The sequence below is a fragment of the Kitasatospora sp. NPDC018058 genome (genome assembly GCF_044327205.1).
In the GTDB taxonomy this organism is placed as follows: domain Bacteria; phylum Actinomycetota; class Actinomycetes; order Streptomycetales; family Streptomycetaceae; genus Kitasatospora.
The window spans coordinates 406,018-425,743 of the sequence record NZ_JBIRFA010000001.1; the positions used below are offsets into that span (position 1 = coordinate 406,018).

The 19,726-nt window shown below is 73.1% G+C and carries 14 protein-coding genes, 1 tRNA gene and 1 pseudogene; 11 read left to right on the forward strand and 5 right to left on the reverse strand.

The genetic code is table 11. From position 1 onward, the window contains the following. Positions 1-25: 25 nt before the first annotated feature. Positions 26-2,311 carry an FdhF/YdeP family oxidoreductase gene (locus ACH4E7_RS01820; protein WP_396247014.1) on the reverse strand — a complete coding sequence of 762 codons (2,286 nt, stop codon included), beginning with the start codon at positions 2,309-2,311 and terminating at the stop codon, positions 26-28. 133 nt (positions 2,312-2,444) lie between these two features. Here ACH4E7_RS01820 and ACH4E7_RS01825 point away from each other — a divergent pair, with 133 nt between their 5' ends. Then, entirely contained in the window at positions 2,445-4,346 is a 1,902-nt protein-coding gene (locus ACH4E7_RS01825) for a protein kinase (RefSeq protein ID WP_396247015.1), read from the forward strand. A 157-nt stretch (positions 4,347-4,503) separates the two neighbouring features. Here the strand turns inward: ACH4E7_RS01825 and ACH4E7_RS01830 are convergent. Further along, positions 4,504-4,728: pseudogene (locus ACH4E7_RS01830) on the reverse strand (adenylate cyclase); the annotation flags it as partial. Positions 4,729-5,059: 331 nt separating this feature from the next. Between ACH4E7_RS01830 and ACH4E7_RS01835 the strand changes: the two are divergent. Next, positions 5,060-6,277, forward strand: coding sequence for a serine/threonine-protein kinase (locus tag ACH4E7_RS01835; protein WP_396247016.1), 1,218 nt, complete (start codon positions 5,060-5,062; stop codon positions 6,275-6,277). Here the strand turns inward: ACH4E7_RS01835 and ACH4E7_RS01840 are convergent. Then, a complete protein-coding gene (locus ACH4E7_RS01840; RefSeq protein ID WP_396247017.1) occupies positions 6,233-6,931 on the reverse strand; it encodes an MBL fold metallo-hydrolase in 699 nt (232 codons plus the stop codon). The two genes, ACH4E7_RS01835 and ACH4E7_RS01840, sit on opposite strands and share 45 nt — an antisense overlap. Positions 6,932-7,206: 275 nt before the next feature. On the opposite strand from ACH4E7_RS01840, the gene ACH4E7_RS01845 reads away from it, so the two are divergent. Continuing rightward, entirely contained in the window at positions 7,207-8,058 is an 852-nt protein-coding gene (locus ACH4E7_RS01845) for a fumarylacetoacetate hydrolase family protein (protein WP_396247018.1), read from the forward strand. A gap of 91 nt (positions 8,059-8,149) precedes the next feature. Here ACH4E7_RS01845 and ACH4E7_RS01850 read toward each other — a convergent pair whose 3' ends face one another. Then, a complete protein-coding gene (locus ACH4E7_RS01850) occupies positions 8,150-8,905 on the reverse strand; it encodes a TetR/AcrR family transcriptional regulator (RefSeq protein WP_396247019.1) in 756 nt (251 codons plus the stop codon). 164 nt (positions 8,906-9,069) lie between these two features. Between ACH4E7_RS01850 and ACH4E7_RS01855 the strand changes: the two genes are divergently transcribed. From ACH4E7_RS01855 to ACH4E7_RS01865, 3 genes are all read left to right on the forward strand, one after another. Further along, complete coding sequence (locus ACH4E7_RS01855; RefSeq protein WP_396247020.1) at positions 9,070-10,776, forward strand: DUF885 domain-containing protein; 1,707 nt, start codon at positions 9,070-9,072, stop codon at positions 10,774-10,776. 181 nt (positions 10,777-10,957) lie between these two features. Continuing rightward, a complete protein-coding gene (locus tag ACH4E7_RS01860; RefSeq protein WP_396247021.1) occupies positions 10,958-11,875 on the forward strand; it encodes a carbohydrate kinase family protein in 918 nt (305 codons plus the stop codon). Between the two features lie 104 nt (positions 11,876-11,979). After that, entirely contained in the window at positions 11,980-12,948 is a 969-nt protein-coding gene (locus tag ACH4E7_RS01865) for a trypsin-like serine peptidase (protein ID WP_396247022.1), read from the forward strand. Between the two features lie 159 nt (positions 12,949-13,107). Here ACH4E7_RS01865 and ACH4E7_RS01870 read toward each other — a convergent pair. After that, positions 13,108-13,179 (reverse strand) — tRNA-Arg (locus ACH4E7_RS01870). 170 nt (positions 13,180-13,349) lie between these two features. On the opposite strand from ACH4E7_RS01870, the gene ACH4E7_RS01875 reads away from it, so the two are divergent. The 5 genes from ACH4E7_RS01875 (at position 13,350) to thrC (ending at position 19,611) form a co-directional block, all read left to right on the forward strand. Next, on the forward strand, positions 13,350-13,769 hold the full coding sequence (locus ACH4E7_RS01875) for a PleD family two-component system response regulator (RefSeq protein WP_396247147.1): 420 nt from the start codon (positions 13,350-13,352) through the stop codon (positions 13,767-13,769). Between the two features lie 94 nt (positions 13,770-13,863). After that, complete coding sequence (gene argS / locus ACH4E7_RS01880; protein WP_396247023.1) at positions 13,864-15,525, forward strand: arginine--tRNA ligase; 1,662 nt, start codon at positions 13,864-13,866, stop codon at positions 15,523-15,525. A 90-nt stretch (positions 15,526-15,615) separates the two neighbouring features. Further along, positions 15,616-17,061, forward strand: a complete 1,446-nt coding sequence (lysA, locus tag ACH4E7_RS01885) for a diaminopimelate decarboxylase (protein WP_396247024.1) — start codon at positions 15,616-15,618, stop codon at positions 17,059-17,061. A gap of 137 nt (positions 17,062-17,198) precedes the next feature. Then, a complete protein-coding gene (locus tag ACH4E7_RS01890; RefSeq protein ID WP_396247025.1) occupies positions 17,199-18,491 on the forward strand; it encodes a homoserine dehydrogenase in 1,293 nt (430 codons plus the stop codon). Between the two features lie 10 nt (positions 18,492-18,501). After that, a complete protein-coding gene (thrC, locus tag ACH4E7_RS01895) occupies positions 18,502-19,611 on the forward strand; it encodes a threonine synthase (protein ID WP_396247026.1) in 1,110 nt (369 codons plus the stop codon). Positions 19,612-19,726: the final 115 nt, after the last annotated feature.

Here is a 19,726-nt window from a genome sequence, read left to right on the forward strand (position 1 = left end):
ACGTGGGGCGGCCTCCGTGTTCCCGCTACTCGGCCTCGCCGGAGTCGGGCTCGAAGCGTATGACGACGGCCTTGGAGGTGGGGGTGTTGCTGATGTCGGCGGTGGAGTCGAGGGGCACCAGGACGTTGGTCTCGGGGTAGTAGGCGGCCGCCCCGGAGCGGGCCACGGGGTAGTGGACGACGCGGAAGTGGGGGGCGCGGCGCTCGGTGCCGTCGGTCCACTCGCTGACCAGGTCGACGTACTGGCCCTCGACCAGGCCGAGGTCGGCCGCGTCGGCGGGGTTCACCAGAACCACCCGGCGGCCGCCCTTGATACCGCGGTAGCGGTCGTCGAGCCCGTAGACGGTGGTGTTGTACTGGTCGTGGGAGCGCAGGGTCTGCAGCAGCAGGCGGCCCGCCGGAATCTCGGGGGCGGACAGCGGGTTGACCGTGAAGTTGGCCTTGCCCGTCGCGGTGGGGAAGGTGCGGGAGTCGCGCGGGCCGTGCGGGAGGGTGAAGCCGCCGGGGCGGCGGACCTTCTCGTTGTAGTCGTCGAAGCCCGGCACGACCCGGGCGATCCGGGCCCGCAGGGTGTCGTAGTCGGAGGCGAAGTCCTCCCACGGCACGGTGTCCTGCGGCCCGAGGGCGGTCCGGGCGAGACGGCAGATGATCGCGGTCTCGGAGAGCAGGCCGGGCGCGGGCGGACGCAGGCCGCCGCGCGAGGCGTGGACCTGGCCCATCGAGTCCTCGACGCTGACGAACTGGGCGCCGTGCGCGGTGACGTCCCGGTCGGTGCGGCCGAGGGTCGGCAGGATCAGGGCGCGGGCGCCGGTGACGACGTGCGAGCGGTTGAGCTTGGTGGAGACGTGGACGGTCAGCCGGCAGCGCCGCATCGCGGCCTCGGTGACCTCGGTGTCCGGGGTGGCCGCGACGAAGTTGCCGCCCATCGCGAAGAACACCTTGACCTTGCCGTCGCGCATCGCGCGGATGGTGTCCACCGAGTCGAGGCCGTGCTCGCGCGGCGGCTCGAAGTCGAACTCCTTGCCCAGCGCGTCGAGGAAGGCCGTCGTCGGCCGCTCGAAGATGCCCATCGTCCGGTCGCCCTGGACGTTGCTGTGCCCGCGCACCGGGCAGACCCCGGCGCCGGGGCGGCCGACATTGCCGCGCAGCAGCAGGAAGTTGACCACCTCGCGGATGGTCGGTACGGAGTGCTTGTGCTGGGTGAGGCCCATCGCCCAGCAGACGATGACCTTCTCGGAGGCCAGCACCAGCCGGCCGAGCTCCTCGATCTGCTCCCAGGGCAGGCCGGTCGCGGCGAGCACGTCCTCCCGGTCCGTCTCCCGGGCCTGCGCCTCGAACTCCTCGTAGCCGTGGCAGTGTTCGGCGACGAAGGCGCGGTCGACGCCGTCCTGCTCCAGGATGATCCGGTTGAGCGCGCGGAACAGCGCGAGGTCCCCACCGGGGCGGATCTGCAGGAAGAGGTCGGTCAGCTTGGTGCCCTGGCCGACCAGGCCGCGGGCGTTCTGCGGGTTCTTGAACCGCTCCAGGCCCGCCTCCGGCAGCGGGTTCACGCTGACGATCGTGGCGCCGGCCCGCTTGGCGCGCTCCAGGGCGGAGAGCATCCGGGGGTGGTTGGTGCCCGGGTTCTGGCCGGCCACGATGATCAGGTCGGCCTGGTAGAGGTCCTTGAGGCTGACGCTGCCCTTGCCGACGCCGAGCGTCTCGGTGAGCGCCGAACCGGACGACTCGTGGCACATGTTGGAGCAGTCCGGCAGGTTGTTGGTGCCCAGCCGGCGGGCGAACAGCTGGTACGCGAACGCGGCCTCGTTGCTGGTCCGGCCGGAGGTGTAGAAGGCGGCGCCGTCCGGAGTGTCCAGGGCGCGCAGCTCCTCGGCGATCAGCGCGAAGGCGTCGTCCCAGGAGACCGGCGTGTAGTGGGTGGCGCCCTCGTCGAGCAGCATCGGCTGGGTGAGCCGGCCCTGCTGGCCGAGCCAGTAGCCGGAACGCCCGGCGAGTTCGGCGACCGGGTGGGCGGCGAAGAACTCGGCCCGGATCCGGCGCTCGGTGGCCTCCTCGGCGACGGCCTTCGCGCCGTTCTCGCAGAACTCGGCGGTGTGGGTCTTGTCCGGCTCGGGCCAGGCGCAGCCGGGGCAGTCGAAGCCGTTCGGCTGGTTGACCTTGAGCAGGGTGGCGAGGGTGCGACGGGCACCCATCTGCTCGGCGGCCATCCGCAGGCTGTGGCCGACGGCGGGCAGGCCGGCGGCCGCGTGCTGGGGCACGGACACCTCGGGGGCGTCCTGCGCCGGGTCGCTCTGCGGGGCCTGCTTGGCCATGACTGCGCTCCTCGGGTTCTGCTGGTCGAACCGCCGCAACGTCGCGGGGCTCGGGCCATCCTTCCACCTGGGCCGGAACAAGGGGAGAGCCGTCGGTAGAGTCTGGGCGTCATGACGGGAGGGGGAGGGGCGCGTGCGAGTCGGTGACGTCCTCGACGGCCGGTACGAGCTGGGGGAGAAGCTGGGGCAGGGCGGCTTCGGGGTGGTGTGGCGGGCCCAGGACACCCGGATGCGGCGGCCGGTGGCGGTCAAGGTCATCGGGCACCACGGCGGCGACCACGGGAAGGCGGCGCTGCGGTTCGTCCGGGAGGCCTGCGCGGCCGGGAACCTGTCGCACCCGCACATCGTCACGGTGCACGACCTCGGCCAGTGCGAACTCGGCGGCCAGGAGGTCACCTTCCTGGTGATGGAGCTGCTCACCGGCCGCACCCTGACCGAGGTGCTGCGGGCGGGGGTGCCCGAGCCGGCGCTCAGCCTGCGCTGGGGGCAGCAGATCAGCGGCGCCCTGGCGGCGGCGCACGACGCGGGCATGGTGCACCGGGACATCAAGCCGGACAACGTCATGATCACCGATGCCGGGCACCTGAAGGTGCTGGACTTCGGGATCGCCCAGTTGGACAGCGGCGCGGGCGGGTTGACCACCACCGGGACGATCGTCGGCAGCCCGGCGTACATGGCGCCGGAGCGCTGGACCGGCGGCCGGGTGGACGGCCGGGCCGACCTCTACGCGCTGGGCTGCGTGCTGGTCGAACTCTTCACCGGGGCGCGGCCGTTCAGCGGGGACTCGACGCCGGTGCTGATGTACCAGCACCTCAACGAGGCGCCGGCGCCGCTGGACCCGGCGCAGTTCGGGCTGCCGCCGCAGGTGGCGGGGCTGGTCGCGGAGCTGCTGGCGAAGGACCCGGCTGACCGGCCGGCCGACGCCCGGACGGTCGAGCGGCGGTTGGCGGAGCTGGCGGGGTGGCAGGGCGGCGGGGCGGGGACCGTCGCGCCGGCGCCGACGGCGGTGGACCGGCCGGCTCCGGCTCCGGCCCCCGTCCCTACTCCGACGCCGACGCCGACGCCTGCCCCGGCCGCGGTGCCGGCGGGCCCGGTGGTGCCGCCCGCGCCGACCGCGCCCCCGCCCGCACCCCCTGCTCCGCTCGCGCCGCCCGCCGCCCCGCCGGTGGTGCCCGCGCCGGCGGTGCTGTCCCCGCTGACCACCCCGCCGGTGGTCGCCTCCCCGCCGTCCGCGGAGGCCGTACGGGCCGGGCTGCGCGAACGACGCTCGGTCGCGTACCGGGCGGCGACGGCGGGCGAGTCCGCGATCCAGCTGCAAGCGATCGCCCAGGAGTGCGTCACCGCGCTCGGCGCGGCCGACCGGGACACGCTGGCCGCCTGGCGGGACTTCACCTGGTACCTCAGCCGGGCCGGGGACCTGGACGGCGCGATCCGGCTGCTGTCCACCGTCGTGGGCGACATGCGCTCGGCGCTCGGCGCGGCCGACCCGGACACCCTGGGCGCCCGCTACCACCTGGCGTGGTGCATCGGCGAGAGCGGCTCGACCGTCACCGCGATCCGGCTGCTGCACGAGCTGCTGCCGGACCTGACCGCGGCCTGGGGCCCGCAGGACAGCCGGGTCCTGAAGGCCCGGCACGACCTCGCCGTCCACCTGGCCAACCGGGGCGACCTGCAGAGCGCGGTGGTGCAGCTGCACTCGCTGCTGCCCGACCTCGCCCGGGCGCTGGGCGAGCACCACCCGAGCACCGTCCAGGCCTGGCAGGACCTGGCCGGCTACCAACAGCGGCTCGCCCAGGCCGGCCGCAAGGGGCTCGGCGGTTCGAACCGCCGCAAGGCGCCGAGGATGAGCCGGATGGAGGCGCTGGTGCTGGTCCGGCGGCTGCGGGTGTGGGACTTCGCCACCGACCAGGAGGCCCGGGCCGCCATCGACGCGCTGGACCGGGGGATCGGCCTCAAGGGCCTCGCCGACCTGGTCTTCGAGGCCCCGGACCACGTCTCGGAGGAGGACCTGGTGGAGGAGATCTTCGGTCCATGAGCGAGGTGCGGCCCGGACGGCGTCGATGGAGTCCGGGGTCCACAGCGGATGGGGGAGGGGCGCGGAGGTCTTCGGGCCGTAGGGCCTGTCCCGTGGATCCCTGCCCGATCCGACGACATCCAAGAGACAGGCCCTGGGCGCCCTGAACACCCGGCGCTCACGCCGCCAGTGCCGCCGCCGGGAGCGCGGCCAGCGCCCGCAGCAGCGCCCGGGCGGCGGCGTCGTTCTGCCGGAAGCCCGGGGCGTCGGTGCGCGGGCGGGCGAAGGCGGCGGCCGAGCGCAGGCTGGTGTGCGGGCCGAGTGCGGTGCGGCGGGGGTGCGGGGCGCCGCCGAGGGCCGGGTCGAGCAGCCGGCTGTCGGTGGGGGCGACGGTGACCAGGCCGGTGCGGTGGGTGTACTCCAGGAGGTGCGCGCCTCCGGTGTGCTGAGGTTCGGGTCCTCCTTCGGCGCCCCGCCCAGCGCCTTCACAACGGCCTGGTCCAGGCGCTCAACAAGGCGATCGACGAGGTGATCGGGAACGGCACCTACGGGCAGGTGCTCAAGCGCTGGGGCCTGGACGGCGAGGCGGTGCGCAGCTCCGAGATCAATCCGGTCGGCCTGCCCAAGTCCAAGCCCTAAGGGCCTTCCCCGTTCACCCGTTCGTCCCCGGCCGCCGCTATGGTGGCCCATCCGACGGCGAACGACGCACGGGCGCGGTCGAGTTGGGGGAGGGCATGCACAAGGGCGAGGTGCTCGACGGTCGCTTCCGGTTGGACGACTTCCTGGGCAGAGGCGGCTTCGGATCGGTCTGGCGGGCGACCGACAACTGGCTGGAGCGGGAGGTCGCGATCAAGCTGCTGCTGGCCGAGCACGCCGCCGACCGGGAGGCCGTCGGGCGGTTCGTCCGCGAGGCCAAGCTGACCGGCGGCCTGTCCAACCCGCACATCGTCACGGTGCACGACTACGGCCGGGTCGCCGACGGCGACGGGGAGATGCACTACCTGGTGATGGAGCTGGTCCGCGGCCGGCCGCTGTCCAAGATCCTCAAGGAGGGCCGGCCGGACCACGGACGCGCGCTGACCTGGATGGGGCAGATCTGCGAGGCGCTCGACGCGGCGCACCGCAGCGGTGTCATCCACCGGGACATCAAGCCCGAGAACGTGATGATCTCGGACAGCGGGGACCGGGCGAAGGTGCTGGACTTCGGCATCGCCCGGCTGCTCACCCAGTCCACCGGGCTCACCTCCACCGGCAGCGTGGTCGGCACCGTCCCGTACCTGGCGCCCGAGTGCTGGTCCGGCGGCACCGTGGACGGCCGGGCCGACCTCTACGCGCTCGGCGTGATGCTGTACGAGGTCAGTACCGGCCGGCGGCCGTTCTACGCCGACTCGCCGTACGAGTACATGGCCAAGCACCTGGAGGTGACCCCGCCGCGGATCCGCGGCCACGACCCGGCGCTGGCCGACCTGGTCGCCCGGCTGCTCGCCAAGCGGCCCGCCGACCGGCCGGCCGACGCCGCCGAGGTGCTGGAGCGGCTGCGCCGGATCCGGCCGGGGACGCTGCGGCCGGACGCCAGCCCGGAACAGCTGCGCCGCCGGGCCGACCAGGCCTGGCAGCTCGGCGCCGGCGGCAGGACGGGGGAGGCCGTGCAGGTCCTGCTGAAGCTCGTTCCCGACTTCGCCCGGATCTGCGGCCCGGCCGACCCGCGCACCCTGCGCACCTGCCACGACCTGGCCCTCTGGCTGGCCCGGGACGGCAGCCGGGGCGCCGCCGTCGAGCTGCTGGAGGCGCTGACGCTGGAGCCCGGCGCCGCCCCGGAGGCCCGGGACGACCTGCGGCGCGACCTCGCGCACTGGCAGCGGGAGGCCGCCCGGCTCGGCCCGGGTGAGGGGCGGGGCCCAGGCCCGCTACGCCTGGGGGTGCTGCTCGGCGGCGGCGCGCAGGGCCGCTGAGGCGTCGACGGCGATCGGGTCGCCGTGCCCGAACACCACCGTCTCCACCGGCAACGCGGCCAGCCGGTGGAAGGAGGCGAGGGCCAGTGCCGGGTCGGTGTTGAACACCCCCGGCCTGGTCTGCCCCTGGACGTTGGACACGATGTCCCCGGTGAACAGCACCCCGGGCCCCGGCAGGTGCAGCGCGATGCTGCCGTCGGTGTGGCCGGGCACGTGCACGACCAGCGCGCCGCCGCCGATGTCCAGCACGTCCCCGTCCCCGACCTCGCGGTGCACCGGGCAGGGCTCGGCGGGCGGGATCGGCGGCAGGCCGTCCCACAGCTCCTGTTCGAAGGCGTTCAGCACCGGCGGCGCCGCCGGCTGCTCGCGTCGGACGACCGGCGCCTCCAGCCGGTGCGCCACCACCTCGGCGCTCCAGCGGCGGGCCAGCTCGGCGGCCGAGCCGGTGTGGTCCTCGTGGTGGTGGGTGAGCACGATCCGGCGCAGTGCGGTCGGATCCAGCCCGATGGTGCGGATGCCCTTCTCGATCCCGTCCGCCGACCCGGCGATGCCGGTGTCGACCAGGGTCAGTCCGTGGTCGTCCCGCCAGAGGTAGGCGGTGCCGAACTCCAGGGTGATCATGTGCAATTCGTCGCGTACCCGGGTGATCTCCATGCTCGGATCCTGCGTCCTCCGGCGCCGCCGTACGCCCGCGTTCGCTCTGGGCCTGTCCTGGGCGTGCGCGGTCCGCTCCCGGCGGCTCCGCCCGCGGGTGTCAACCGTACGGGCCGCCGATTCGGGCGCTCGGGCTCCGGTGGGACTTGATGGGAATTCGCCCATCGGGACGGTCTGGTCCGCGGCCCCGGGCCGTTGATATACCTCGTTGCCGGACTCGGGAGCGGTGTCCGCGCCGCCCCGGTGAGCTGCGACGAAAGGCTGGTGACGGATCGATGAAGCTCCTCCGCGTCGGACCCCCGGGCGCCGAGCGCCCGGTCGTGCTGGGCGAGGACGGCACCGCGTACGACCTCTCCGGGCGGGCCCGCGACCTCGACGGGGCCTTCCTGTCCGGGCTGGACACCGACGCCCTGGCCCGGGAGGTGGCCGCCGGCCTGCTTCCGGTGGTGGACCTGGACGGCCTGCGGGTGGGCGCGCCGGTGGCCCGGCCGGGCAAGGTGGTCGGCATCGGGCTCAACTACCGCGACCACGCGGCCGAGGCCGGGGCCGCGATCCCGGACGAGCCGGTGATCTTCCTCAAGCCGAGCTCCACCGTGGTCGGCCCGTACGACGAGGTCCTGGTGCCGCGTGGCGGCGAGAAGACCGACTACGAGGCCGAGCTGGCGATCGTGATCGGCCGCACCGCCCGCTACCTGGACTCGCACGCCGAGGCCGCCGGGGTGATCGCCGGCTACACGATCGCCAACGACGTCACCGAGCGGGCCTTCCAGTTCGAGCGCGGCGGCCAGTGGGACAAGGGCAAGTCGGCGGAGACCTTCACCCCGCTCGGGCCCTGGCTGGTCACCGCCGACGAGGTGGCCGACCCGCAGGCCCTGGAGCTGCGGCTCTGGGTCAACGGTGAGCAGCGGCAGCACGGCAACACCGCCGGGATGATCTTCCCGGTGCTCGAACTCGTCCGCTACGCGAGCCGGTTCATGGTGCTGGAGCCCGGCGACGTGATCGTCACCGGCACCCCGGCCGGGGTCGCCCTGGGCCGCCCCGGCACGCCGTTCCTCGCCCCGGGCGACGTGGTCGAGATCGAGATCGACGGCCTCGGCCGCCAGCGCCAGGTGCTCGGCAAGGCGTAGCCTCCGGGTGCACCCGACCCTTGGCACGGGGGTCGGGAAGGCCCTACCGCGAGCCCGGCCCCGGCCGCGGCCACCGCGAGCCGAGCCCGCGTCACCGCCCGCCCAGCACCGCGCGCAGCCGCCCGGCCCGGTCGGTGCTCGGACCGTCCAGCGCGAGCAGCCCCGCCAGCACCTCCGCCGTCTGCGGATCGTGCAGCGCCGTGGCCGCCGCCATCGCCGTGAACTGGTCCACCAGCCAGTCGCGCAGCTCCGCCACCGGCAGTGCGCGCCCCTCGTCCAGCCAGCTCAGCGAGGCGCCCTCGACCACCGCGATCCACGAGCGCACCAGCAGGGTCAGCCGCGGCCCGGCCTCCCGCACGCCCAGGTGCCGTACGGTCCGCTTGAACGCCGCCCGCCGGACGTCGTCCACGATCGCCGAGGTGCGGGCCGTCTCCACCACCGAACCGCCGCGCAGCAGCGCCGAGTAGCCGGCCTGGTGCTCGGACACGAAGTCGAAGTAGCCGTCCAGTACGGCCGCCAACTGCTCGGACGGCGTCCCGGTCGGCGGGACGGTGAACCGGCTGGTCAGCTCGTCGGCCGCGGTGCGCAGCGCGGCCTCGTACAACTGCTGCTTGCCGCCCGCGAAGTAGCGGTAGACCAGCGGCCGGGAGGCCCCGGCGGCCTCGGCGACGTCGTCCAGGCCCACCTCCTCGGGCGGCCGGGAGGCGAACAGTTCCAGGGCGATCGCGATCAGTTGCTCACGCCGCTGTTCGACCGGCAGCCGCCGGTAGCCGGTGCGGCGCGGGCGCAGGCCGGGTGCGGCCGGGGTGGGGACCGGTCCGGGTGCCGTGGTGGGGCGGGCTTCCATGGCCGTCAGCGTAATGGGCGTCGGATCGATCGGGACCTGTCGGGCACGGATCTTTCCGAACGGGCGTTTGTGTCGCCCACCGTCCGTCAGATCCCGGGCCGGTGCAGGTCAACCGGTCTGCGGCAGGGGCTTGCAAACGGCCCCGGCAACGCGATGATGTCCGGATGGTTGAAGAACTGATCACCTCCGGCGGCGACACCCCGCGCCGCATCGCCGACGACTACGTCCGCACCCTGGCCGAGCTCGACCCGCTGACCGCGGTGTACCTCGGCCTCGACCCCGAGGGCGACCGCCTGCCCGACCTCTCCCCGGCCGGCGCCGAGGCGATCGCCGACCTGGGCCGCCGCACCCTGGCCCGGCTGGACGAGGCCGAGCGGGCCGGCGCCGCCGAGGACGAGGCCGAGCGCCGCTGCGCCCGGCTGCTGCGCGAGCGGCTGACCGCCGAACTCGCCGTCCACGCGGCCGGCGAGAACTTCCGCGCGGTGCGCAACCTGGCCTCCCCGGTGCACAACACGCGGGAGGCCTTCACCCTGATGCCCACCGGCACCGAGGCCGAGTGGCAGGTGATCGGCCGCCGGCTGGCCCGCTTCCCGCTGGCGCTGGAGCAGTACCGGCAGACCCTGGCCGAAGGCGTCGAGCGCGGTCTGCTGTCCGGTCCCCGCCAGGTGCAGACCGTGATCGGGCAGTTCGGCGAGTGGCTGGACGGCGAGGTGCCCGGCGGGTGGTTCGGGCAGTTCGTCCAGGACGCCCCGGAGGGCGTGCGCGCCGAGCTGTCCGCCCACGCGGTGGCCACCGCCGAGGCGCTGGCCGCGCTGCGCGACTGGATGCGCGACGTGTACGCCCCGGCCGCCGCCGGCACCCCGGACCAGGTCGGCCGGGAGCGCTACGGCCGCTGGGTGCGCTACTGGACCGGCGCCGACCTGGACCTGGACGAGGCCTACGCCTGGGCCTGGGGCGAGTTCCACGACCTGTACGCGCAGATGCGGGCGGAGGCCGAGAAGGTCCGCCCGGGTTCCGACCCGATGGCCGCGATGAAATGGCTGGAGGAGGACGGCCCGGCCATCGAGGGCGCCGAGCCGACCCGGGAGTACCTCCAGGGCCTGATGGACCAGGCGATCCGGGACCTCCAGGGCAGCCACTTCGACCTGGCCGAGCCGGTCACCCGGGTCGAGTCGCGGATCGCCCCGGCCGGCAGTGCCGCCGCGCCGTACTACACCGCGCCCTCGCTGGACTTCAGCCGCCCCGGCCGGACCTGGCTGCCGCTGCTCGGCAAGGACCGCTTCCCGGTCTGGGACCTGGTCTCCACCTGGTACCACGAGGGTGTCCCGGGCCACCACCTGCAGCTCGCGCAGTGGAACTACGTCGCCGACCGGCTCTCCACCTACCAGGTGAGCCTCGGCGGGGTCAGCGCCAACCTGGAGGGCTGGGCGCTGTACGCCGAGCGCCTGATGGACGAGCTCGGCTACCTCACCGACCCGGGCCACCGCCTGGGCTACCTCAACGCCCAGATGATGCGGGCGCTGCGGGTCATCATCGACATCGGCATGCACCTGGGCCTGGACTTCCCGGCCGACTCCCCGTACAAGCCGGGCGAGCCGGTGAGCCCGGAGCACGCCCGCGAGTTCTTCGGCCTGTACTGCGGCCTGTCCGCCGACTTCCTGGACAGCGAGCTGGTCCGCTACCTGGGCCTGCCCGGCCAGGCGATCGGCTACAAGCTCGGCGAGCGCGCCTGGCTGCGCGGCCGGGCGGCGGCGCGGGCGGCGCACGAGGCGCGCGGCGAGGAGTTCGACCTCAAGGCCTGGCACATGGCGGCGCTCTCGCAGGGCTCGCTGGGGCTGGACGACCTGGTCGCGGAGCTGTCGGCGCTGTAGGGCCGGTGTGCAGCGGGGCCCCGGGACCCGGTCGCGAGTCCCGGGGCCGCAGCGGCCCCGGGCCGATGGGGAGCGATCGATCGGCAGCACGCCGATTGAAGGCTTGCAGCAAGGTCTTGCAGTCAACCTCCGGCGCCTGCTTGACTCCTGGCCACCGTCCAGGGATCAAGGAGGCGCCGCCATGCTGCCGGAAACCGAGTCGCCCGAGTTCGACCTGCTGGTCGTCGGCGGTGCCGGGGTGGACACCATCGTCCGGGTCGAGCGGCTGGAGATCCCGCCCGGCGACTCGCGGTTCGTCGAGCCGGTGCGCGACTACGTCGGCCACACCGGCAACGGCGTCGCCCTCGGCGCCCACCGCCTCGGCCTGCGCACCGCCTTCCTGGACTTCCTCGGCGACGACCCGCAGGGCGACCTGGTCCGCGCCCACTACCGGCGGCACGGGCTGCACTTCGCGCACCTGGTGAGCCCGCACGGCACCCCGCGAGGGGTCAACCTGGTGGACGCGGACGGCCGCCGGTTCTCCTTCTTCGACGGCCGCCACCCCGCCGACCTGCGGCTCCCGCGCGAGTTCTACCTCCCGTACGCCGAGCGCAGCCGGCACGTCCACCTCTCGATCACCGGCGTCAACCGCGACATGTACGACGACCTGCGCCGGCTGGGCCGCACCACCTCCACCGACCTGCACGACTGGGACGGCGCGAACCCCCACCACCGCGACTACGCGCTCGGCTCCGACCTGGTGTTCCTCTCGGTGGCCGGCTGCCGCGACCGGCACGAGCAGGTGATGCGGGCGATCCTCGCCGAGGGCCGGGCCACCGCGGTCACCGCCACCGCGGGCGCGGAGGGCTGCTACCTGCTCACCCGTGAGGACGGCGTCCTGCGCCACCTGCCCGCCGTCGACCCGGGCCGCCCGGTGGTGGACACCAACGGCGCCGGGGACGCCTTCGTCTCCGGATTCCTGTACGCCTGGTTCCGCGGACACCCGCCGCTGGACTGCGCCCGGGCCGGTTCGGCGGCCGGCGCGTTCACCTGCACCAGTGCCGGTACGCACACCGACTTCATCGGCCCCCGCGAACTGGATACCCTGCTGTCCCGGTGACCGATTTCTCATCGACCTCCAAGCCTGCGGTAACAACCTTTGCAGGCTGAGGCGTCATAGTCGTTGACCGAACGCCGCCACCGACCACGGCAGGAGAGACAGGCATGGGTCAGCACCGCCGCAAGAGGTCGCGCCGTCACCGTCTGCTCGCCCCGTCGCTGTTCACCGCGCTGTCCGCGGTCGTGGTGGCCGCGGTGGTGACCGGGGCGCACGAGCTGAACCTGTCCGACGCGACGGCCGCCGGGAAGGAGGCCCGCAGCGTCCGGGCCGTGGCGTCCGCGCCGACCGCCAGCCCGAGCGCCGCCACGGCGGAGCCCGCGCCGCCCGCGCCGGCCGCGGCCACCACGCCGAGCGGCAGCCCGACCCCCACCGACACCCCTGCCGACACCCCCACGGCCACCTCTTCGGCCACCCCCACCACCCTCGGTACGACCGCCTCCGCCCCCACCGCCGACAAGGAGAGCTCCATCGTCGGCGCGCTGTTCAGCGGCTCGGTCGCGGCGGGCAACCACTTCTGCACCGCCAGTGTGCTGCACAGCGCCACCGGCAACCTGCTGCTGACCGCCGCCCACTGCATCACCAGCACCGACGGCGTCACCTTCGCCCCCGGCTACCGCGACGGCTCCGCCCCGTACGGCACCTGGCGGGTGACCGCGGTCCACACCACCGCCGGCTGGTCCCAGAAGGGCGACGTGGACGAGGACTTCGCGATCCTGGAGACCGCCCCCAGCAACGGCCGCAAGGTCGAGGACGTGGTCGGCGGCAACCACCTGGGCGCGAGCGAGCCCTTCGGTTCCACCGTCCGCCTGTACGGCTACCCGGCCGACGCCGAGACGCCCAGCCTCTGCACCAACACCACCGCCCAGCAGAGCGCGTACCAGCGCGTCATCCAGTGCCCGTCCTACCCGGCCGGCACCAGCGGCGGTCCGTGGATCAGCGCGGCCACCGGCGACGTGGTCGGCGCCATCGGCGGCTACCAGCAGGGCGGCGACAGCGACGACACCTCGTACAGCGCCTACTTCGACCACACCATCGCCGAGCTGTACGACCAGGCCGAGTCCGCCGCGTCCTGACCCCCGTGCGGCGCCGGCCCCTTCGGGGGCCAGCCCCACCACTGCCGTGCCGCCCCCTCCGGGGCCGGGCTGCCCGCAGCCCCCGCTCCGGACATGACGAAGGCCCAGATCCGTGGATCAACTCCACTGATCTGGGCCTCAGTTGCACTTACCGCGAAGTGCCCCCGGTAGGATTCGAACCTACGCACCCGCCTCCGGAGGGCGGTGCTCTATCCCCTGAGCTACGGGGGCCTGTTGGCCTGTCGGCCGCTCCCGCGTTCCGACGGAATGAACACTACCAGGCTTCGGCCGTGGTCCGTGCACGGGTTTCCGGAAAGATCGTCGGGGTCGGCTCGGGGCGGAAGTGTCCAAAGGCCGGACGTATCGGCGGGCCCGCCGATACCCTCGGTGAGGTGTCGGGAGTGTCCGGGCGGGTCCTCGTGGTGGACGACAGCGAGGTGATCCGCCAGCTGATCAGGGTCAACCTGGAGCTTGAGGGCTTCGAGGTGGTGACCGCCGCCGACGGCGCCGAGTGCCTGGAGGTCATCCGCCGGGTGAAGCCGGACGTGGTGACCCTGGACGTGGTGATGCCGCGGCTGGACGGCCTGCGGACCGCGGCCCGGCTGCGCGCGACCCCGGACACCAGCCGGCTGCCGATCGCGATCGTGAGCGCCTGCACCCCGGCGGATCTGGACCTGGGGGAGACCGTCGGGGTGGACGGCTACCTCGGCAAGCCCTTCGACCCGGCCGATCTGGTGGCCCTGGTCCGGCGCCTGATGCGACTCACCGGACAGCCCGAAGCGTTCCGCCCTGAGCGAACAGATCGCACGGATCGCGGCTGACACCGCTGGACGCACGGCGCGGCGGCGACTCCACGCGTCTCAACCGGTAAACCGAGTGGCGGGCGGGCACCCCGTCTCGCCTACGCTTGGCGTCGTGACCCCCGCAGACCTTTCCCAGGCAATCCAGGCCGCAGTGAGCTCCGCCGTCGAGGCGGGCGAGCTGGCCGTCGCCGTGCCCGAGCACGTGACGGTCGAGCGGCCCAAGAACCGGGACCACGGCGACTACGCGACGAACGTGGCCCTCCAGCTCGCCAAGGCGGCCGGCAAGCCGCCGCGAGCCGTTGCCGAGGTGCTGGCCGACCGCCTGCGAGGGATCACCGGCGTCGCCAAGGTCGACATCGCCGGTCCGGGCTTCCTGAACATCACCCTGGACACCGCCACCGCCGGTGCGCTCGCCCGCACCATCGTCGAGGCGGGCGAGGCCTACGGCCGCAACGAGGCCCTCAAGGGCCTGAAGATCAACCTGGAGTTCGTCTCCGCCAACCCGACCGGCCCGATCCACATCGGCGGCGTCCGCTGGGCCGCCGTCGGCGACTCGCTGGCGCGCGTGCTGCGGGCCTCCGGTGCCGACGTCACCACCGAGTACTACCTCAACGACGCCGGCGTGCAGATCACCAAGTTCGCCGCCTCGCTGCAGGCCGCCGCGAACGGCCGCGAGGTGCCCGAGGGCGGGTACGTCGGCGAGTACATCGTCGACATCGCCAAGGCGATCACCGGCGCCGTCCCCGGCGTGCTCGACCTGCCCGAGGACGAGCAGCTGCAGGTCTTCCGCACCGAGGGCCTCAAGCTCATGGTCGCCGAGATCAAGCGCTCGATGGACGAGTTCGGCACCCACTTCGACGTGTGGTTCTCGGAGAAGACGCTGCACGACGCCGGCGCCGTCGAGAAGGCCATCGACCGGCTGCGCGAGCAGGGCCACGTCTTCGAGCAGGACGGCGCGGTCTTCCTGCGCACCACCGACTTCGGCGACGACAAGGACCGCGTCCTGATCAAGGCCGACGGCGACAAGACCTACTTCGCCGCCGACGCCGCCTACTACCTGTCCAAGCGTGACCGCGGCGCCGAGGTCGCGCTCTACATGCTGGGCGCCGACCACCACGGCTACGTCAACCGCCTCAAGGCCATCTCGGCCTGCGCGGGCGACGACATGGACCGCAACATCGAGGTGAAGATCGGCCAGTTCGTGAAGATGCTTCGCGACGGCGAAGAGGTCCGCATGTCCAAGCGGGCCGGCAACATCATCACGATCGACGACGTGGTCGAGTGGATCGGCGTGGACGCCGCCCGCTACACCCTGGCGCGCTCGTCCACGGACTCGACGATCACGCTGGACATCAACGTCCTGACCAGCCAGACCAACGAGAACCCGGTCTACTACGTCCAGTACGCCCACACCCGGATGTGCGGCGTGGCGCGCAAGGCCGTCGAGCTGGGCGTGGACAAGGGCACGGCCGAGCAGTTCAAACCCGAGCTGCTCGCCACCGAGTGGGAGAACGACATCCTCGGCGCCCTCGGCGAGTTCCCGCGCATCCTCGCCACCGCCGGCGAGCTGCGCGAGCCGCACCGGGTCGCGCGCTACCTGGAGGACCTCGCGGGCAAGTACCACCGCCTGTACGAGAACTGCATGTTCCTGCCCAAGGGCGACGAGGAGCTCACCGACACGCACCGTGCCCGGCTCTGGCTGGTCGAGGCCACGCGCACGGTCATGGCCAACGGCCTCACGCTCCTGGGCGTTACGGCGCCCGAGCGGATGTAGGCACCACCCCCAAGCGCACAGCGGGGGGCGGCTGACGGTCAACGGGGACCGTCGCCGCCCCTCGCCATAGGCCTCGAAGGACCTTCCACCATGAGTCGTTCCGCACATCCCGCAGGCCCCCGGCACGGCGACGTCCTGCCCGACGGCCACTACCAGGCCCCGCCGGCCGACCTGAACGCGCTGGACCCCAAGGTCTGGTCCCGCACCGTCGCCCGCAACGCCGAGGGCGTGGCCACCGTCGGCGGGATCGACGTCAAGCGGCTGGCGGCCGAGTTCGGCACCCCGGCCTACGTGCTGGACGAGGAGGACTTCCGGACCCGGGCCCGCGCCTGGCGGGACGCCTTCGGCGCCGACGCGGACGTCTTCTACGCCGGAAAGGCCTTCCTCTCCAAGGCGATCGTGCGCTGGCTGCACGAGGAGGGCCTCAACCTCGACGTGTGCAGCACCGGCGAGCTGGCGGTCGCGCTGGCCGCCGGGATGCCGCCGGAGCGGATCGCGCTGCACGGCAACAACAAGTCGGTGAACGAGCTCGAGTACGCGGTGAAGACCGGCGTCGGGCACATCGTGGTCGACTCCTACGAGGAGATCGAGCGCCTGGCCGCGATCGCCGCCCGCCAGGGCGTGCGCCAGCAGGTGCTGATCCGGATCACCGTCGGCGTCGAGGCGCACACCCACGAGTTCATCGCCACGGCGCACGAGGACCAGAAGTTCGGCCTGTCCCTGAATCTGGCTGCGCCGCGAAGCGGCTCGGTCGAGGGTGGTGGTGGGCGACGGGAGGGCGGGGGAGCGGCCGCCGAGGCGGTGCGCCGGGTGCTCGGCCACGACAGCCTGGAGCTGCGCGGCATCCACTCGCACATCGGCTCGCAGATCTTCGACACGGCCGGCTTCGAGGTGGCCGCCCGCCGGGTGGTCGGCCTGCTGGCCGGGATCCGCGACGAGCACGGCGTCCAGCTGCCCGAGATCGACCTCGGCGGCGGGCTCGGCATCGCGTACACCAGCGAGGACGACCCGCGCGAGCCGGCCGAGATCGCGGCCGCGCTGGCCGACATCGTCCGCCGCGAGTGCGAGGCCGCGAACCTCGACACCCCCCGGCTGTGCGTGGAGCCGGGTCGGGCGATCGTCGGCCCGACCGCGTTCACCCTGTACGAGGTCGGCACGGTCAAGCCGCTGGAGGGCCTGCGCACCTACGTCAGCGTGGACGGCGGGATGTCCGACAACATCCGCACCGCGCTGTACGACGCCGAGTACTCGGTGGCCCTGGTGTCGCGCACCAGTGAGGCCGAGCCGATGCTGGTCCGGGTGGTCGGCAAGCACTGCGAGTCCGGTGACATCGTCGTCCGGGACGCCTTCCTGCCGGCCGACCTGACCCCGGGCGACCTGATCGCGGTGCCCGCCACCGGCGCCTACTGCCGCTCGATGGCGAGCAACTACAACCACGCCCTGAAGCCCCCCGTGCTCGCCGTCAAGGACGGTGCGGCCCGGGTGATCGTCCGGCGCGAGACGGAGGAGGATCTCCTGCGCCTGGATATCGGATGACGAAATTCTCGTCTCAGATCATGGAACGACCGTAGATCCGTGCGGAAAGTCCCCGAGACTGGTAACGGACCGAAGTTCCCGGCGGCCCCGAAAACCGCCGGAAATACCGAAGCACGATGAATGCAGAGCGGAGTCGGATGATGCGTACGCGCCCGCTGAAGGTGGCGTTGCTGGGTTGTGGTGTGGTGGGCTCCGAGGTGGCGCGCATCATGACGACGACGGCCGACGACCTCGCCGCTCGCATCGGTGCCCCGGTCGAGCTCGCCGGGATCGCGGTCCGCCGGGCCGGCCGGGTGCGCCCCGGTGTGCCCGAGCACCTGATCACCACCGACGCCGAGGCCCTGATCAACCGGGGTGACATCGACGTGGTGGTCGAGGTGGTGGGTGGCATCGAGCCGTCCAAATCGCTGCTCCTGTCCGCCTTCAAGCAGGGCGCCTCGGTGGTCAGCGCCAACAAGGCGCTGCTCGCCCAGGACGGCACCGAGCTGCACGCCGCGGCCGCCGAGGCCGGGGTGGACCTGTACTACGAGGCCGCGGTGGCGGGCGCGATCCCGCTGCTGCGCCCGCTGCGCGAGTCCCTCGCGGGGGACAAGGTCGACCGGGTGCTGGGCATCGTCAACGGCACCACCAACTTCATCCTCGACAAGATGGACACCAGCGGCGCCGGCTACTCGGAGGCACTGGAGGAGGCCACCGCGCTCGGCTACGCCGAGGCCGACCCGACGGCCGACGTGGAGGGCTTCGACGCCGCCGCCAAGGCCGCGATCCTGGCCGGTATCGCCTTCCACACCAAGGTGACCGCGGCGGACGTCTACCGCGAGGGCATCACCGAGGTGACCGCCGCCGACATCGCCTCCGCCAAGGAGATGGGCTGCGTGGTCAAGCTGCTCGCGATCTGCGAGCGGGCGGCCGACGGCGAGTCCGTCACCGCGCGGGTCCACCCGGCGATGATCCCGCTCTCGCACCCGCTGGCCTCGGTCCGCGAGGCGTACAACGCGGTGTTCATCGAGGCCGAGGCGGCCGGCCGGCTGATGTTCTACGGCCCGGGCGCGGGCGGCTCGCCGACCGCCTCCGCGGTGCTCGGTGACCTGGTCGCGGTCTGCCGCAACAAGCTGGCCGGGGCCACCGGTCCCGGTGACTCGGTGTACACCCGGCTGCCGGCCAAGCCGATGGACGAGGTGGTCACCCGCTACCACGTCAGCCTGGACGTGGACGACCGCGCGGGCGTGCTCGCCCAGGTCGCGTCCGTGTTCGCCGAGCACGGTGTGTCCATCGACACCGTGCGCCAGCAGGGCCGCGACGGCGACGCCTCGCTCGTCGTGGTCACCCACCGTGCCACCGACGCCGCGCTGTCGGCGACGGTCGACAAGCTCCGCGCGCTGGACAGCGTGCGGGACGTGGCCAGCATCATGCGGGTCGAAGGGGAGTAAGGAACAGATGATGAGCGGCGTTGCCGAGAACGCGGCCAGAAACACCCACACCCGTACCCACACCCACCAGTGGCGCGGGCTGATCGAGGAGTACCGGGACCGTCTGCCGGTCACCGCGGCCACCCCGGTGGTCACCCTGCTGGAGGGCGGTACGCCCCTGGTCCCCGCCCAGGTGCTCTCCGAGCGCACCGGCTGCCAGGTCTACCTCAAGGTCGAGGGCGCCAACCCGACCGGCTCCTTCAAGGACCGCGGGATGACGATGGCCATCTCCAAGGCCAAGGAGGAGGGCGCGCAGGCCGTCATCTGCGCGTCCACCGGCAACACGTCGGCCTCCGCCGCCGCGTACGCGGTGCGGGCCGGGATGGTCTCCGCCGTGCTCGTCCCGCAGGGCAAGATCGCCCTCGGCAAGATGGGCCAGGCGCTGGTGCACGGCGCCAGGATCCTGCAGGTCGACGGGAACTTCGACGACTGCCTGACGCTCGCGCGTGAACTGTCCGAGAAGTACCCGGTGGCCCTGGTCAACTCGGTGAACCCGGCGCGGATCGAGGGCCAGAAGACGGCGGCCTTCGAGATCGTCGACATGCTCGGCGACGCCCCGGACATCCACGTCCTGCCGGTCGGCAACGCGGGCAACATCACCGCGTACTGGAAGGGCTACCGCGAGTACGCCACCGACGGGATGGCCTCGCGCACCCCGCGGATGTGGGGCTTCCAGGCCGCCGGCTCGGCCCCGATCGTGGACGGCGCGCCCGTCCTCAAGCCGCAGACCATCGCGACCGCGATCCGGATCGGCAACCCGGCCTCCTGGGACTACGCGCTCGCCGCCCGGGACGAGTCCGGCGGCCTCATCGACAAGGTGACGGACCGTCAGATCCTCGCCGCCTACCGGCTGTTGGCCGCGCAGGAGGGCGTCTTCGTGGAGCCCGCCTCGGCCGCCTCGGTGGCCGGTCTGCTGGCCAAGGCGGAGGCCGGCCTGGTCGACCCGGGCCAGCGGATCGTCTGCACCGTGACCGGCAACGGCCTCAAGGACCCGGACTGGGCGGTGGCCGGCGCGCCGCAGCCGCAGGTCGTCCCGGTCGACCCGGAGGCCGCGGCCCGGCGGCTCGGACTGCTGGACTGACGACGGGGCCTGACGCTTCGACGGGCCGACTCTTTCGGGGGGGCCCGTCAAAGTTCTCCGCTGACTCTTCTGCGTCAATTCCGGTTCGCATTCCGATCCGATTTCACCCCTCCCT

Excerpts from the sequence above, each read along its gene's own strand:
- ACH4E7_RS01845 (WP_396247018.1), top strand. The coding sequence starts at position 7,207 with ATGAAGCTCCTCCGCGTCGGACCCCCGGGCGCCGAGCGCCCGGTCGTG.
- ACH4E7_RS01840 (WP_396247017.1), bottom strand. The coding sequence starts at position 6,931 with ATGGAGATCACCCGGGTACGCGACGAATTGCACATGATCACCCTGGAG.
- ACH4E7_RS01855 (WP_396247020.1), top strand. The coding sequence starts at position 9,070 with ATGGTTGAAGAACTGATCACCTCCGGCGGCGACACCCCGCGCCGCATC.
- ACH4E7_RS01835 (WP_396247016.1), top strand. The coding sequence starts at position 5,060 with ATGCACAAGGGCGAGGTGCTCGACGGTCGCTTCCGGTTGGACGACTTC.
- ACH4E7_RS01890 (WP_396247025.1), top strand. The coding sequence starts at position 17,199 with ATGATGCGTACGCGCCCGCTGAAGGTGGCGTTGCTGGGTTGTGGTGTG.
- ACH4E7_RS01820 (WP_396247014.1), bottom strand. The coding sequence starts at position 2,311 with ATGGCCAAGCAGGCCCCGCAGAGCGACCCGGCGCAGGACGCCCCCGAG.
- lysA (WP_396247024.1), top strand. The coding sequence starts at position 15,616 with ATGAGTCGTTCCGCACATCCCGCAGGCCCCCGGCACGGCGACGTCCTG.
- ACH4E7_RS01860 (WP_396247021.1), top strand. The coding sequence starts at position 10,958 with ATGCTGCCGGAAACCGAGTCGCCCGAGTTCGACCTGCTGGTCGTCGGC.
- ACH4E7_RS01865 (WP_396247022.1), top strand. The coding sequence starts at position 11,980 with ATGGGTCAGCACCGCCGCAAGAGGTCGCGCCGTCACCGTCTGCTCGCC.
- thrC (WP_396247026.1), top strand. The coding sequence starts at position 18,502 with ATGAGCGGCGTTGCCGAGAACGCGGCCAGAAACACCCACACCCGTACC.
- ACH4E7_RS01850 (WP_396247019.1), bottom strand. The coding sequence starts at position 8,905 with ATGGAAGCCCGCCCCACCACGGCACCCGGACCGGTCCCCACCCCGGCC.